Here is a 14,946-nt window from a genome sequence, read left to right as displayed (position 1 = left end):
TATTCTAGTTTATAAAAAAAGGTTGGATAATTTATGGATCAGATTGATAAAAAAATCGTGGAATTATTACAGTCAAATGCAAAAATTTCAATGAAGGATTTAGCAGAATACGTTCACTTATCTTCTCCATCAGTAACTGAGCGCGTACGGAAGTTAGAGGAACAGCAAATTATTGAAGGATATCATGCACATGTTTCTCTAAAAAAATTGAATCGCCCAATTTCTGCACTTATTTTGTTTAAGACAAAGGATTGTAAATCATTAGCTAACTTTTGCTATAACCATCCAGATGTACTTGAATGTTACAGAGTAGCAGGGGAAATTAGCTATATTGTCAAAATAGCAATATATTCTGTAGAAAGTTTAGAGCAATTTATTGATGATACAATGCAATATGGTACGCCTTCAACGAATATCGTGCTATCTTCTTATGAAAAAAAAATAATTGCTCCTTTTATTAGTGAAGAATAAAATACTGGATTAATCCATTTCTTACTGTTTATTCAATAATCCTAAAGTCTTTAAAAATAGCCTGATGTTTCTAACCTGTGTAAATAAATTAGGGTATCTAAGCATTTTAGTGTACCTATTTTAATTAGTTTGATGGGTACGGTAAACCCTGAAGTGCCCCCCGAAAGTTAGACAAGTCGTTTCATTAGGCAGCCTCTAGGTCCGGTATTGTACCGGGCTCATACCCTTTAATTTTGTCTTTATTCTTTTATGATTATAGTAGTCTATATACTTTGCTAATTCTTGTTTGAAATGTGTTATACTTTCAAATTCTTTTTGATACAGAAATTTCGATTTCATGATACCGAAAAAATTTCCAATAACGGTATTGTCATAACAGTTTCCTTTGCGAGACATACTTTGTGTTATGTCACATTGCTTAAGAGAATGACGGTATTGTTTCATTTGATAGTGCCACCCTTAATCAGAATGAATATTTGTAGATGTGTCAAAATATTTGAACGCTAGCATAGAACAAGAGCATTGCTTTTTAATTAGGCAATGCTCTTGTTCTATTATTTCATTCAAGTACTTTTGTTGTTTAAGTCGCATACCACCAGGTTACGGAAGCTCAAATTGTCCCTTAGGTACCAAACTCACTGTTAATAAGATTAATTCGGGCTGATAATGCCTCCATTTAAACGGATTTTCCTTTTCTATACTAATCAAAAACCTTTTTTAGAGTCATACATATCAGTATGTTCAAGATTAGGATATTACTTGTAAGAGTCTTGGAATTTTTGCACCAGAATCGTTTTATACATTAAAAATTATTTATGTTATTTAATTATATTTTTGCAATCGTGCTGTGTTATAATTCTGAAATACTGATATATCTAGTAGGACTTAAAGATTTCGGTTTATCATATGAAGTGGAAAATTAATCCATTATCTTTGAGGGTCAGGCTATGATTATTTAAACTATTATTCACACTATTATTTAGACTAAAAGAAGTACAAGGAGGAAGGTATATCTATTAAAATAGTGAGATATACCAAATTCAAAATGAATATTAAATTTAATAAAAAAGTAGTAGCATTCACGGCAGGATTAACGGTAATATCTTCACCATTGGTATCGTTTGCAGAGGAACAACAATCAGTAAACAATAAGCAATCTACAAGCCTTCAAGTGCAAGGTAACACAGACCAACTTCAAACAACAGATGAACAGGCTTTAAAAAGTATTGAAGCTAGTTTTGAAGAGGTAGATGGACGTGGTGGAGGTACTGTCGACAATAAGAAAGTAGATAGTCTTCAACGTTCAGAAGGTATTCATGAAGAAACAGGTACATTAACTGTTCCTAACAATTCAAACAGAACAAAACGTAGTCTGTCTCCCATATCACCTAGCACCTCTAGTACAATAAACGGTGTTCCATTCACTGAATGGATTGTTCCAGCAGGTAACGATAATATTCGTCCTCAAAACTACATGAGTCCAAAGTATATTACAATTCATGAGACTGATAATACAAGTGTAGGAGCAGGTGCTAGAAACCACGCTCAATACCTATATAACCAAGCAGTAGGGAACACAGATCGAGCTGCATCGTGGCATTTTACAGTAGACGATAAAGAGATTTATCAACATCTACCATTAAACGAGAACGGATGGCACGCAGGAGACGGTGATGGTCCAGGTAATAGAGAATCTATTGCAATTGAAATTGCAGTTAACAGTGACGGAAACTATAGTAAAGCGGTAGATAACGCTAAGAAACTTGTAGCTTATTTAATGAAAGAAACTGGTGTACCGTTAAATAACATTGTAAAACATCAAAAATGGAGCGGTAAAATCTGCCCTGCTAACATGATTAATAATGGGCAATGGGATGTATTCGTAAATAGCGTTGAGGGGTATTATAATAATCTTTATCAACCAAAAGATGACATTACAGGAGGTTGGTATGAAGAAGCTATTCGAGAGTTAAATAGAAGGGGTATTATGATAGGGGAAGGAAACGGAGTTTTCGCACCCAATAGAGCGATAACAAGAGCCGAATTTGCTCAATTAATCTCTAACTCTCTAAAACTGCCAGCTGGAGATGCTTCATTTAAAGACCTAAATGATGCAAATTCAACTTTACGAGATGGTATTAAACGTACTGCAAGTGCAGGTATCATTCAAGGTAGAGGAGATGGTTATTTTGATCCAAACACACCTATTACAAGAGAAGAATCAGCAATTATTGTAAACAAGGCTTTACAGTATAAAGGTATATGGGGACCAGTTGTAAACCTACCATTCTCAGACAAAGACCAAATTATTTATAAAGAAGACGTACAAAGACTATATGGCCTGGGTATTGTAAGAGGTAAGGGTGACAATCAATACGACCCTAAAGGAACAACAACTCGTGGTGAAACAGCAACATTCATTCTAAATATGCTACAAGTAATTGAAAATGGTAGTGTTGAAAAGGTAATTGGAACAGCTCAAATTAATGGTATTGGGGTAAATGTTCGAAGCGGAGCAGGTACAAACTATTCTATTGTTAGAAAGACAAGTAAAGGCGATAAAGTTACCGTATATGAAGAAAAGAACGGCTGGCTCAGAATTGGAACAGGTCAGTGGATTTACTATGACTCTAGTTATATCGACTATAACAGATTATAAAAGACTGAATAGTTAAAAGAACAGGTCATATTTGGATATATAACTTACTCTCAGGTTGTGAAGAAGACTTTCTCCACAACCTGTTTTTGTGACTAGCTCCCTCTTTACCTACCAATACTGATAAAAAGAGGAAATTCATTATGATGGAGTCATCAGAAAATCAACATAATTAGCGTGTATACAATTAAAAACTAATGTTTTTCTAATAATTATATAGAGGTCACCGTACATGCCCATCCAGCTCATATTTTGAAATACCTCAAAACGAAAAAATGAGCTTTATTGTTACAAGTTAACATAAGATTTCGTTCTGGGGTTACTATAAAATTTTAGCATAATAGCGATGTGTTAGTTCTAAAAACCCAAGAAAGGCTTTAAAATACTCTTATAGTTGGTCAAGCACATGGACTAGACATCTAATTATTTCAGAAGATTTCTCGATTTGACCTTCATCAAAATTTGAAAGGTTCGCATTAAGAATATGTTTTAGTTTTTTCTCTCTTTCTAAGTGACAATTTAAACCACTAGGCGTAAGTCGGATATTGACAACTCTCCGGTCGTTATTTGAACGAACACGCTCAACGTAACCGGCCTGTTGTAATCCATTGATTAATTGAGTAATACCAGCGGCAGTAGTTTCTGCTCGATCAGCTAATTCTTTGACTGACAATTCGCCTTCTTCAGCTAATACTTTAAGGGTTCGAGCATGGACCATTGAAACGGCCCCTAATGTACGAGTAGCTCGCCCTCTTAAACGTCCATCGGCTGCAGTCAGACTATATATAGCCTGGCTAAGTTCGTCTATCGCAGTTAACTTATTTGAAGAATTTGTCATAACATCACCATTTCCTCATTAACTAAGTACTTAATTATATGAAGTTAACATTAACATATGAATAAGAGTAGAGTCAAATTAAGTAGAGTTTGGCTATTCATTTTCTAAGCAATATTATATATGCGCACTTTAAATCATCAAAAAAATAATAAAACGTCTTTATTTATAGTCTTGACAAAAGTACATATTATACCTCAGTATTTTAATTAAGTACTTAGTAGTTAAGTGCTTAATTAAATTATAAGGGATGATTATTATGACTCAACGCTCACAATCTCAAGGATGGGCTTTAGATATAGCCCTCGCACTTGGTGGGTTTGATGCTTTGCATCCTGAAGCAAAGGCAACTATGGAACAGTTAGGGCACGACCACACTGATTTTGATAAAGTTTTTTCTCAAGTAAAAAGTGGAGCAATGATACCAAAAGCATGGGCCACAGTTGCTTCTCAGGCTCAAGAACGTGCAAAACATTATGAACAAAAGGGATTCACTGTTACTGCTCGTGATCTATATCAGCGAGCGGCTGTTATGTGGGGACGTGCACAATACTCATATTTTAATGACGATCCACGAAAATTGGCATTTCGAGAACGTTGTAACGAATGTGTGGCAGCTATTTCATCACTTGGAGGAGGAACAGTACAACGCATAGTACTAGAATTTGAAGGCAAACAGATATATGCACTACTTCATTTGCCCTCAGGTGAAGTTCAGAATGCACCAGCAGTAATATTAGGTCCAGGTATGGATATGATTAAGGAAGACTATATACAGATTGCACAACGTTATTATACGTCTCGTGGTATCGTAGCTCTATCAATTGAAGGGCCGGGGCAAGGTGAATCTGTATCTGAAGGTCTAAAAGTTGATTTGACTAATTACGAACGCGCCGTTAGTTGTTATATCGATTTCCTATCAAAACGGCCTGAGGTGGATTCAAAGCGGATTGGATTTTTTGGTATCAGTATGAGCGGATATTGGGGGATGCGAGCTGCTGCGAGTGATAATCGTATAAACGCTATAGCGACTTTTGAAGGTGTATATGGTGAATTTGATACCATCTTTAACAGAGCGCAGCCGAGTTTCAAAGCAAATTTTATGTACATGTCTGGTTACACTGATGAAGTTGCTTTTGAAAACGAATTGAGTAGCCAGATGAATTTGTGGAAATTAGCGCCAAAGATTACTTGTCCAGTCTTCATGGGAATAGGAGAATTTGATGAACTTACCCGTTTGGAAGAAGCATTAAGTCTTTATGAGTTTGTAGAGGCACCAAAGGAGATACGCGTCTATGAGAATGAATTTCACCCACTTGGTGGAGTAGCTGCAGAAATTTTTCGTTTTGGTGCAGAGTGGGTGGAACTTGCACTTGAAGGAAACTTTAAATCTAACCATGATGAGCGTTATTACATGCATCGTGATGGGGGTGTTACTGAAGGGACTGCTTTTCCAACGTATTGGCTTGGTGCCCAGCCCGCGGAAATTAAAGGACGAAAAAAGTGTAATACATTAAATGCTTGTAATAATTAACAAATTTTTACTGATTAAAAAAGAAAACAACAAAAATAGTATGTAGCTTTTAATTACACTATTTTTGTTGTTTTCTTCAAAGTTTAGACTCCTCATAATTATGGTCATTGGTGAGGATATTCAAAGTGCGGAAGACTTTGAGTTGATGAAGAACATGGAAGAAAATGAAGGGAATGTTAAATGATTTATAAAGTAGGGACGACATACTATGTTTTTTCTTGAGCACAACTAACATACATATATTCTCTAGGAATTAAGTCCAGAATTGTGGAGATAGACAATGAGATATCTACGTTTTGAGGAACATGACTTTCATAAAAGGTTAGGTATCATTGGATGGGATTGCAAGACAAATCAAAGTTCCTAATTTGGATTTGTTTACTTAAGTTGATGGGCATGTGGTGCAAAGCAAGCAGCACTGGATGACACAGGCGGTTATCCCAAATCAATTAGTAAAATAGAAAAAACGCAATTCCAAGTGGAGCTGCGTTTTTGTTTTTAATTGAGTAGCATGCATGAATCTGTTAACAGAGAATACACGTGACTAAAATGGATTACTAATAACCTATTTTTATTTATTCGTAACTTTTAGAGTATCTAACACGACTTTAGTAGCATCTGCAATAAGTTTATCATCGTATTCTGCATCTTCTTTATCATGATTAGAAAGGATGGCAAGAACAATTGGCTTTTTATTTGGTGGCCAAATTATTGCGATATCATTTCTTGTTCCATAAGAACCTGCACCTGTTTTATCAGCTACTTCCCATCCTTTTGGTACGCCCGCACGAATTAATTTATCCCCAGTCGTATTTCTCTTCATCCAATCTACTAACAGTTCACGTTTTTCAGATGGTAGTACAGTTCCTAATGTAAAAGATTGAAGCGTCTTAGCGATTGCTTCTGGTGTACTTGTATCATGTGTTTTTCCTGGATTTACTTCATTTAATTCAGGTTCAAATCGCTCGGAATTAGTAACAGTATCACCAATTTCCCTCAAGATTTTTTCAAATGCGGATGGACCACCTAACTTTTTAAGAATTAAATTATGTGCTGTACTGTCACTATATCGAACAGAAGCATCTGCAAGTTCTTTTAACGTCATTCCTGTATCCACATGCTTTTCAGTAATTGGATTATAATTAGATAGGTCTTCACGTGTATACGTAATTCTTTCATCAAGAGCTTCTATTGAATTTTGACGTAAAAGAGCTCCCACTGCTAATGATTTAGATGTAGAGGCAAATGCAAAACGATCATCTGCATGGTAAGCAACAGTCTGATTCGTACTTGTGTCCAGTGCGTAAATACCAAGCTTAGCGTTATATTCTTTTTCAAGTTTAGCAAAAGCATGATTACCTGTATTTACTTGCTTAACTTGATTGATTTGATTTGTTTGTTTAGGTGATTCTGATTGCGTATTACTATTAGAACAGCCTATCAGTGTCACGCATGAAAGTAATACGACAGGTACAATCTTTTTGTAATGTGAGTTGGTAAAGAACTTGTTTAAAACGAACATAATTTTCAACCTCTTTCAAGAATATATGGATTTAGTCTAGTTTTTCATACTGATGCAATTGTAGAGAGCATACGATAACGATACTTTGCAGCTAAAATATTTCAGGTTAAAAACGTTTACGAAATGAATAACCCACTGTTCAAGCGAAGCGTTTTTATTACCTATTCACTTGCAAGGAGTATCCCGTAAAAGTATGAAACTGGTAACATGTAAACGTAGTATTTCAATACACACCTTTTTTACATTCTTCTCTTTTGCAAAATAATGAGTCCTTTCATTTTTTTATTAACTGTATAAATAGGTGTCTAACGAGATAGGTTGTATCCGATTTGGACATCTATTTTCAGGAATATACGTAATAGACATTCTAAGTAATGTATTTGTTCCACTTTTAGATGAAGAAGAACTTGATTATGGTAAAAATATATTATGAATTACTATATAGAAACCTAGTTCGGTAAAGGAAAGTAATCGTGTAGCATTCTTATTGCTACCTCCTCCTAAAATACGCTCACTGAATTTATAAACTGTATTTTCAGAAACATTGCAAGCGTGTAAGACAAATGAAAGGTAATTCAATATGAGAAAAACAACCTTACTACTACAATGAAAAACAGAAACATGAATAAAAATCATGTGTTACGATATGAAATTTAATTTGGTACTTAATAATTTTGACCAATTATCCCAGTTTCAATAGGAGAAGCCGAAACAGATCAGTTGTGAATTGTACATGACTCGTATTAAAAAAATCATAATTTGGGCAGATATCTTGTATCAAATCTCATTCGTAGTGTGTACATTTGGAGGGAATTTCTCATATGAAAATAGTAAAAGTAAATGATCTTAGTAAAGAATATACAGGAAAGGTTCCACATACAGCACTTTCAAATATAGACTTAACAATTACGGTGGGGGAATTTGTTGGGATAATGGGACCTTCGGGAAGTGGGAAAACAACATTATTGAATATGATTTCTACTATTGACTCGCCAACATCAGGCAGTGTATGTATTCATAATCAAAATCCGTATCAACTCTCCGCCGATGATTTGGCCTTATTTCGCAGACAACAATTAGGATTCGTTTTTCAATCCTTTAATCTGCTGCATACTTTAACAGTAAAAGAGAATATAGTTCTTCCGCTCGTATTAGATGGCATCAATGTGAAAAGAATAAATAAACGAGTAGAATCTATTTCGGAAAAATTAGGAATCAACGAAATTTTAAATAAGCGAACATATGAAATATCAGGAGGGCAAGCACAGCGAACAGCGATTGCCCGTGCACTCATTCACTCTCCTAAATTGGTTCTTGCCGATGAGCCGACAGGAAACTTAGATTCTAAAGCCTCTCAAGATGTGATGGAACTATTAACACTCTTAAACAAAGAAGAAAAGGCAACAATGATGTTAGTAACGCACGATCCAGTTGCTGCAAGTTACTGTGACCGCATAATTTTTATTAAAGATGGCCAGTTGTACAATGAAGTTACTTGCAAAGATAATCGTCCATTATTTTATAAAAAAATTATGGATAGTCTTTCTATGTTAGGGGGGAATAAACATGACTTTTCGACAACTCGCATTTAATAATGTTTTACGAAATAAAAGAATATATCTTGGTCATTTTTTTAGTAGTACATTTGCGGTATTGATTTTTTTCACTTATGGGCTACTTGTCTTTCATCCGAACCTACAAGGTAAGCTGACTCATCTAAGTACCATCATGAGTGTATTTGGAAAAATAGGATTTCATTTATCCTATTACTTAATCTTTGTTTTTTCTTTCTTATTTATTTTCTATTCTGTTAGTGCATTTTTAAAAAATAGAAAAAAAGAGTTTGGATTATTAATGTTACACGGAATGTCTAATAAGCAGCTTCATCGATTAATTTTCTTCGAAAATATGTTGATTGGAATCCCTTCAATCGTAGTAGGCATTGGACTAGGAATGGTTTTTTCTAAATTGTTTTTATTAATTAGTGGGTCTTTATTAGGGATAGAGCAAACGTTAGCATTTTACTTTCCAATCAAGGCAATGGTAGTAACAGCAATGTCCTTTTTGGTTTTATTTCTACTTATTTCTTTGTTTACATCAAAAATGGTGAAAATGAATGAACTTGTAGAACTCATAAAATCAGATGAAAAACCAAAAACTGAGCCAATAGTGTCTGTTTGTATATCCTTGTTGGTACTTATTTTATTGGGAGCGGGTTACTCCTGTGTTCACCACAGTATCGCTGCGGTGGATTACATGACTTTAAAACAACTATTCTTACTCGTAGGAGTAGGAGTCGTATTCATTGTATGTGGGACCTATTTCTTCTTTACTCAATTGTGTGTATATGTGTTATCCGCTTTAAAAAATAGAGAAACTACATTCTTTAAAACAACCAATCTCCTTGTTATTTCAGAATTAATGTATCGCATGAAAGATAATGCGAGAACCTTTTTTATTGTATCAGTTATATCTGCAGTATCTTTTACAGCAATTGGAGTTTGTACGGCTATTGCAAATCCTGAATTGGCTAAGCATGAGACTCCATATGCATTTACCTATCGTTCAGATAAGGGGAATATAGAAGAAAAAGCTCATATTGAAGAAATAAAGAAACAATTAGAGGAATCTGGATTTTCATATAACCTTGTAGCAACAGAATTTAAAAGGACATTAGACGGATTGGCTTTGATTAATCTTTCTGCGTATAATGAATACGCTAAAAAATTAGGATATGAAATAGAGAAACTAACAAATGAAAATGATAGCATTGCTATACGACTTAATAAGAAAGAGAAAAGTACAGAGCATCTGAAATTTTTTGAAATAAATCATGGTGAACTCGAGATTCCACTTTCTGTACAAAAAACAGTGTATATTCCAGAGTTAGCCATGATTGATAACCCTGTTATTGTTTCTGATGCTGTTTATAATAAGGTCATACAGGTTCAAGAAGAAGGCGTACTCCGAGATTACACTATTTACGGTTTTATCGTTAAAGATTGGTCTGAAACAAGTGCGATTTCCACAAGTCTTAAGAAGTTCATTGGTACGAATCAAGAAGATTATTATAAGTTTTCATCACTGTATTTAAGATGGATTGAAATGAAACAACAAAATGGATTACTTTCTATTTCAAGTGTAATGGTGGGCATTGTATTTTTCGTATTTACGCTAAGTTTTTTATATTTTCGTCTATTTACTGATTTAGAACGTGATCAAGTGCAATATGAAATGATCTCAAAATTAGGTTTAAGTCAAAGAGAGTTAAAGCAAATTGTGACAAGACAAATGATGTTACTATTTTTCCTGCCGATAGTAGTGGCGATGCTTCACAGTAGTTTTGCATTTCTAACGTTTCATCAATTAGGACAAACAGTAAGCAGAGAAATGTCTGTTTTACAAAGCTCAATTGTAGTATTAGTAAGCTTTATTTGCATTCAAATGATTTACTTCTTTATTATTAGACACCACTATTTAAAACGCATACGTACAAAAATGTATTCATATAATAGATAGGCAAATATTAAAGGTGCATACTCAATCATTAAATTTGATTGGGGATGCACCTTTAAATTGTTGGGGAATATATCCAGGTTAATGAGGAACACAAGGAAAAAGATAATTAAAGCCAACCTATAAATAAAAGTAGCTAGTAAAAGCTAACTGCTCTCCAAATGGAATGAAGTGTGTATTTATATTATGACTTAGCTGCCCATTGTTCTATTTCAATTTTAACATCTGATAATCCTAATACTGAAATGTATGCAATTTTCATTGCTGGATGTTTCGTTAATTTGGTCTCTCATACGGATGATACCGGTAGCATATTTACTCTTTGCAAGGAATGTGACTTTATGACACCGGAGCGCTAGGAAGTTCAATCAAATCACGCAGAAACCACCCAACTTACTTCATACACAACCAGAATAATCTCACGGTGAAGAGAGAATAGTTGACGATCTACCAAGAGGCATTCGTGCTTCTTTTTTTAATAAAAGCATGATAAACTCTGATACATCAATAAAAAACGAATGTAAAATCTATTTGATTTATCACTCGTTTTCATGTTTTGTTTTGATAAAATGAAATATGGTTAAGGCATTATAAATAAATAGAAAAATCATGAATACCAGCATAGGGAGTTTCATTTTTAATTTTTGTTTCTAGATTTTGCAGGGTGTACTCTTGCCATGCTTCTAAATGATTCGTATCCCATGATTGATTAAATATTTGATACAAATAAATCTCTCTTAATTTCAAGAAGGTTGGGATTTGTTTAATTGTATCCTTATGTAGGCTATTTTCTGTTTTATATCCCTTGAAGGAGTCGTGCTGCCAATAAGCATGATAGAAAGCTACTGCAAGATCCTGTGCAAACCAATTGTAAGAACAATCATCAAAATCAATAATGGTTATAAATCCTTTCTTGTCCATAATTAAGTTTCCCTGATGATAGTCATTATGGATAAGGCCGAAATTGTCAGGCGTTATGTTATCGGATGTGAGATTGTTAAGTAACTTATCATATTTTTCTCCAATCCACGGAATTAGGTTTTCTCTAATATTAAAGACATCAGGGTTATCATTACGCCAAGCAGGACGGTGTATGCTTTCAAATTTGTGAATTTTTGATATTGCATGCATTCTCCCTAAACTTTTACCAAATTGTTTAAAAGTTACTTCATTCCAGTGTGATTTATTTTTAACATCAATTGAATCGCCTGGAATAGGGTACCACCCCACATCCATCAATTTAAGGATTCGGGCTATTTTTGAAATTAAAAGCGCGTTACTATTTTCTTATATTAATGAGAAAGGGTGATGTGCTTTTTATGAATATGCATCAAAAGCAAGAGTTGTCTTTATTTGCCGAAGAGTTATATCGATATATGTCTCCCGCTACACTTAATCAATTAGCTATAGAAGCAGGCGGGATGAAACGAAAACGGAAGTGCCACGGGCATCATTTTTTATCTTTGTGTGTATGGCTAAATCAACAAGTCGCTACTACCTCTCTTACCCAACTATGTAGTCAATTAGAAACTTCAACAGGAGTTTTATTAAGTCCGGAAGGACTTAATCGGCGATTTAACTCGGCTTCTGTAGCCTTTTTTCGTACTGTATTTACTACGCTTCTACAGGCTAAGATTGGAGGCGTATCTAAGATTTCTCATTCTCTTTCTTCCTACTTTGAGCGCATTCGCATCCTTGATTCTACAACCTTTCAAGTTCCAGATCGATTCGCAGCTATGTATCCTGGTGCCGGAGGATGTAGTCATAAAGCTGGTGTGAAAATTCAACTAGAGTATGACTTGTTGAGTGGAGAGTTTTCTGATGTGAAAATTGAACCAGGAAAACGAAGTGATCAGGCGTATGGTGCGACTCGAACAGACATGATACAAAAGAATGAGCTGTATATCCGTGACTTAGGATATTTTCGTCTACAAGACTTTAAGTCTATTCAAGACAAGCAGGGGTATTATTTATCCCGTCTTAAGTTACCGACTAAAATATATAGAAAAGAGTTCGAAACAGTCGTATTTAAAACAAAACCTCCTCAATTGAAACCAGTATATATACAAATTCATTTGGAAGACATTATGAAACAATTAAAACCTGGCCAAGTTTATGAATTACACGATGTATATGTAGGGAGTAAAGACAAACTGCCTACTCGTATTGTAGTTTATAGATGTACCGAGGAGCAAAAACAGAAACGCTTACGTGACCGAGCTATTCGTGAAAAGAAAAAAGGGATTACATATACAGAGCGCACGAAGCTTTTACAAGGTATCACGGTATATATGACAAACATTCCTACGGAATGGGTACCAAAAGAGAAAATCTATGACCTATATTCATTACGTTGGCAAATTGGCTTGTCCAGATAAGGACACATTATCTAGTTGGTGAAAGTCCAATCGGGAGAATAGACTCCACTCCCTTAGCCTGAGAGGCGCCATGAAGTGAAAGCGACATGGCGAAGCCCTCTGACATCACATGCAAAAGGCATGTGGGCAAATCTCCAGGTTGTAACGTACAGTGAACGTAGATGTAGCCTCGTTACACGCAATTCCGGTGGCTGAGACGGTCGATAACGTGCGAAAGCAACAAGAACTGACCGAAATGAGTCTGGAACGGCAGTTCTCACCGGCGGGGTATCAGCGGCGACATGGAGAGAAAGATAATGTGGAAACTGGAGAAGCCCTAGACACCCGATGAAGAAACCTCATCGAGGAGACCGTCTCTATAACCGCGACCGGGAAGTGAGAACGGTAGGTGTCAGGGTGGCGGAACGGATCGTAGTACCAGAAATCTGCGTGCAGCAAAACGCGCGGGGAGGAAAGGGTCCGAACCTGTAAACATTTCGTATGACTAAAGGAGGCAAGGGTGCCATGACAAAAACACCCATCACTTTGCAGGAACTAAGGCAACGAATCTATCGAAAGGCGAAGTCTGAACCTACGCACCGGTTTTGGGGGCTATTTACCCACATTACTAAAATGACAACCCTTCACGAAGCATATCAGCAAGCAAGGAAAAACAACGGTGCTCCAGGCATTGATGGAAAAAGTTTTGCTGATATAGAACTAGAAGGAGTTATCCCATTCTTAACGGGTATTCAAGAAGAATTGCAAGCTGGAATATACCGACCACAAGCCAATCGAAAAGTAGAAATCCCAAAGGCAAACGGCAAAACGCCAACTCTGCAAATTCCATGTATACGAGATCGTGTAGTACAAGGAGCGCTAAAACTCATATTAGAAGCAATTTTTGAAGCTGATTTCTGTCCAAACTCGTATGGATTTCGGCCGAAACGCTCTCCACATCAGGCATTGGCGGAAGTACGACGCAGTATATTGCGCCGTATGACCATAATAATTGATGTTGATTTGTCACGCTACTTTGATACAATTCGACACAACATATTATTGGAGAAAATCGCGAAACGTGTCCAAGACCCACAGGTTATGCATCTTGTAAAACAGGTAATTAAGGCAACAGGTAAGATCGGTGTCCCGCAAGGGGGACCATTTTCTCCACTAGCCGCGAACATTTACCTCAATGAAGTGGATTGGACATTTGATGCCATTCGACGCAAAACAGCTGAGGGCAATTACGAAGCTGTAAACTATCACCGTTTTGCCGACGATATAGTTATCGCTGTAAGCGGACACTCCAGTAAAAGTGGATGGGCTGAACTGGCATTACGACGACTGTGGGAACAGTTAAAGCCTTTGGGAGTTGAACTGGATCTGGAGAAGACTCAGATGGTCAATGTCCTAAAAGGAGAATCCTTCGGATTTTTAGGGTTTGACCTGAGACGAATACCGAACCGAAATAAGAATGGATTCTTCGTTTTCATGAACCCGAAGAAGAAAGCTCGCACGACAGTGAAAGCAAAAAATTCGCGAACTCATTCAAAACGCAGGAGCGAAGTCAGCACAAGACTTAATAAAACAAATCAATGCCGTACTGACTGGATGGGTGAACTACTTCCGGGTTGGGAACTCTAGTCAAGCTTTCAGTGAAGTACGTGATTATACGGAGATGAAAATTCGCACACTGTTAACGAGAAGGAAACGAAGACGAAAGCGTAGCATCGGATGGCAGAGATGGAGTAACGAATATCTCTATGGTGTACTGGGGCTTTACTGGGACTGGAAAGTCCTTCCCCTGAAAAGTGCAGAGAGTTTCCGATGAAAGTGTCTGCCATTTGATAGGTCTCATAACCCTTTTGATGAAGTTTATGGGGTGAGCTGCTTGAGGGAAAACCTCACGAGCAGTTCTTATGGGGAGAGGCTGGAAACGGGTCACAATTGATACCGCGCCAGTCTTTTACCCGACAGCTGTTATTTAAAATATGGAAATCTTGGTTTCAAATTCATCGTTGTAAATCTATTAAACAAGAGCGATTAGAATGT

Annotated in this window: 7 protein-coding genes and 5 pseudogenes; 7 read left to right on the top strand and 5 right to left on the bottom strand. The window is 36.1% G+C overall.

Translation table 11 applies throughout. The features are described from left to right. Window positions 1–33: 33 nt before the first annotated feature. A complete protein-coding gene (locus HFD78_RS27730) occupies window positions 34–471 on the top strand; it encodes an Lrp/AsnC family transcriptional regulator (protein ID WP_098330922.1) in 438 nt (145 codons plus the stop codon). A gap of 195 nt (window positions 472–666) precedes the next feature. Here the strand turns inward: HFD78_RS27730 and HFD78_RS27725 are convergent. Both HFD78_RS27725 and HFD78_RS27720 read right to left on the bottom strand, forming a co-directional pair. Further along, window positions 667–930 (bottom strand): annotated as a pseudogene (locus tag HFD78_RS27725) (IS3 family transposase); the annotation flags it as partial. 134 nt (window positions 931–1,064) lie between these two features. Then, window positions 1,065–1,170, bottom strand: a pseudogene (locus HFD78_RS27720) (IS6 family transposase); the annotation flags it as partial. Window positions 1,171–1,516: 346 nt separating this feature from the next. On the opposite strand from HFD78_RS27720, the gene HFD78_RS27715 reads away from it, so the two are divergent. Continuing rightward, on the top strand, window positions 1,517–3,130 hold the full coding sequence (locus HFD78_RS27715) for an S-layer homology domain-containing protein (protein ID WP_074593999.1): 1,614 nt from the start codon (window positions 1,517–1,519) through the stop codon (window positions 3,128–3,130). Window positions 3,131–3,515: 385 nt separating this feature from the next. On the opposite strand, the gene HFD78_RS27710 is transcribed toward HFD78_RS27715, so the two are convergent. Then, window positions 3,516–3,965, bottom strand: a complete 450-nt coding sequence (locus HFD78_RS27710) for a MarR family winged helix-turn-helix transcriptional regulator (RefSeq protein WP_000185334.1) — start codon at window positions 3,963–3,965, stop codon at window positions 3,516–3,518. 256 nt (window positions 3,966–4,221) lie between these two features. Between HFD78_RS27710 and HFD78_RS27705 the strand changes: the two genes are divergently transcribed. After that, window positions 4,222–5,496 (top strand): alpha/beta hydrolase, encoded by a 1,275-nt coding sequence (locus HFD78_RS27705; RefSeq protein WP_000194252.1) that lies wholly within the window; start codon window positions 4,222–4,224, stop codon window positions 5,494–5,496. A 571-nt stretch (window positions 5,497–6,067) separates the two neighbouring features. On the opposite strand, the gene blaIII is transcribed toward HFD78_RS27705, so the two are convergent. After that, window positions 6,068–7,018 carry a class A beta-lactamase BlaIII gene (gene blaIII / locus HFD78_RS27700; RefSeq protein WP_000497842.1) on the bottom strand — a complete coding sequence of 317 codons (951 nt, stop codon included), beginning with the start codon at window positions 7,016–7,018 and terminating at the stop codon, window positions 6,068–6,070. An 821-nt stretch (window positions 7,019–7,839) separates the two neighbouring features. Between blaIII and HFD78_RS27695 the strand changes: the two genes are divergently transcribed. Beyond that, a complete protein-coding gene (locus tag HFD78_RS27695; protein ID WP_000706744.1) occupies window positions 7,840–8,610 on the top strand; it encodes an ABC transporter ATP-binding protein in 771 nt (256 codons plus the stop codon). Beyond that, window positions 8,585–10,537, top strand: a complete 1,953-nt coding sequence (locus tag HFD78_RS27690; RefSeq protein WP_000144205.1) for an ABC transporter permease — start codon at window positions 8,585–8,587, stop codon at window positions 10,535–10,537. Before HFD78_RS27695 ends, HFD78_RS27690 begins: the two co-directional genes overlap by 26 nt. A gap of 585 nt (window positions 10,538–11,122) precedes the next feature. Here the strand turns inward: HFD78_RS27690 and HFD78_RS27685 are convergent. Next, window positions 11,123–11,749, bottom strand: a pseudogene (locus HFD78_RS27685) (phosphotransferase enzyme family protein); the annotation flags it as partial. A 104-nt stretch (window positions 11,750–11,853) separates the two neighbouring features. Here HFD78_RS27685 and HFD78_RS27680 point away from each other — a divergent pair. Both HFD78_RS27680 and ltrA read left to right on the top strand, forming a co-directional pair. Next, window positions 11,854–12,903, top strand: a pseudogene (locus tag HFD78_RS27680) (IS4 family transposase); the annotation flags it as partial. A 513-nt stretch (window positions 12,904–13,416) separates the two neighbouring features. Further along, a pseudogene (gene ltrA, locus HFD78_RS27675) lies at window positions 13,417–14,725 on the top strand (group II intron reverse transcriptase/maturase). Window positions 14,726–14,946: the final 221 nt, after the last annotated feature.

The sequence above is a fragment of the Bacillus sp. EKM501B genome (assembly GCF_011800505.1).
GTDB lineage: Bacteria > Bacillota > Bacilli > Bacillales > Bacillaceae_G > Bacillus_A > Bacillus_A cereus.
This window is presented reverse-complemented; position numbering and strand designations above follow the sequence as displayed.

Bases quoted from the DNA above. Each gene is read 5' to 3' on its own strand.
- blaIII (WP_000497842.1), bottom strand. From the start codon at position 7,018: ATGTTCGTTTTAAACAAGTTCTTTACCAACTCACATTACAAAAAGATT.
- HFD78_RS27705 (WP_000194252.1), top strand. From the start codon at position 4,222: ATGACTCAACGCTCACAATCTCAAGGATGGGCTTTAGATATAGCCCTC.
- HFD78_RS27695 (WP_000706744.1), top strand. From the start codon at position 7,840: ATGAAAATAGTAAAAGTAAATGATCTTAGTAAAGAATATACAGGAAAG.
- HFD78_RS27730 (WP_098330922.1), top strand. From the start codon at position 34: ATGGATCAGATTGATAAAAAAATCGTGGAATTATTACAGTCAAATGCA.
- HFD78_RS27715 (WP_074593999.1), top strand. From the start codon at position 1,517: ATGAATATTAAATTTAATAAAAAAGTAGTAGCATTCACGGCAGGATTA.
- HFD78_RS27710 (WP_000185334.1), bottom strand. From the start codon at position 3,965: ATGACAAATTCTTCAAATAAGTTAACTGCGATAGACGAACTTAGCCAG.
- HFD78_RS27690 (WP_000144205.1), top strand. From the start codon at position 8,585: ATGACTTTTCGACAACTCGCATTTAATAATGTTTTACGAAATAAAAGA.